This window comes from Salipiger sp. 1_MG-2023, from assembly GCF_030547555.1.
Taxonomy (GTDB): domain Bacteria; phylum Pseudomonadota; class Alphaproteobacteria; order Rhodobacterales; family Rhodobacteraceae; genus Salipiger.
Genome location: NZ_JAUOQN010000178.1, coordinates 1 through 851, shown reverse-complemented (window position 1 = coordinate 851; position 851 = coordinate 1). Strand labels below are relative to the sequence as shown.

Annotated in this window: 1 protein-coding gene; it reads left to right on the top strand. The window is 63.7% G+C overall.

The window, feature by feature from the left end:
* Positions 1 to 25 precede the first annotated feature (25 nt).
* Positions 26 to 851: IS21 family transposase (istA, locus tag Q4543_RS24470; protein WP_303442785.1), on the top strand; the 826-nt coding region annotated here is incomplete at its 3' end.

The following is an 851-nucleotide window of genomic DNA, read 5'->3' as shown; positions in this document are numbered from 1 at the left end:
GTTTTCTGTAAGGGAGAACCCCTTTGTGCCGGGCCGCCACGTAACCGATCAACAGATGAGGCTTTTCATGAAGCTCAGACAGGACCATCCCATTGAGATTGCCGCCGCCAAGGCGGATATCAGCCGTGCCACGGGCTATCGGATTGCGCAGGACCCGCGCCTTCCTTCTCAGATGGAACAGCAGCGCGGGCGTCGGCGACCCGACCCGCTGGAACATATTTTCGCGGCCGAGGTCGTGCCGCTTTTGAAGGAAGCGCCGGGGCTGCGTCCGGTGGCGATTTTCGACGAGATGCTGCGGCGCCACCCCGAACTGTCGCCGGGCATCCGGCGCACACTGGAGCGGCGGATCCGGTCCTGGCGCGCTCTGCATGGCGCGGAGCAGGACGTGATCTTCCGGCAGGTGCATGAACCGGGTCGGCTGGGCCTGTCGGACTTCACGGACATGTCGGGACTTGGCATCACGGTTGCCGGCCAGCCACTGGCACACATGCTGTATCACTTCCGCTTGCTGTGGTCGGGCTTTGCCCATGCCCATGTCATCTTGGGCGGCGAGAGCTACGTGGCTCTGGCCGAAGGGCTGCAGAACGCCCTGTGGTCGGCGGGTGGTGCGCCCCACCAGCATCGCAGCGACAGCCTTTCGGCCGCCTTCCGCAATCTCGACCAGGACGCGAAGCTGGACCTGACCAAACGCTACGAGGCTCTCTGTGCCCATTACCGGATGACACCGACGCGCAATAACCGCGGCGTGGCACACGAGAATGGTTCGATCGAGAGCGCTCATGGGCATCTCAAGGCGTCGATCCGTGACGCACTGCTGATGCGGGGCAGCGAAGAGTTTGCGGATCTCGAAG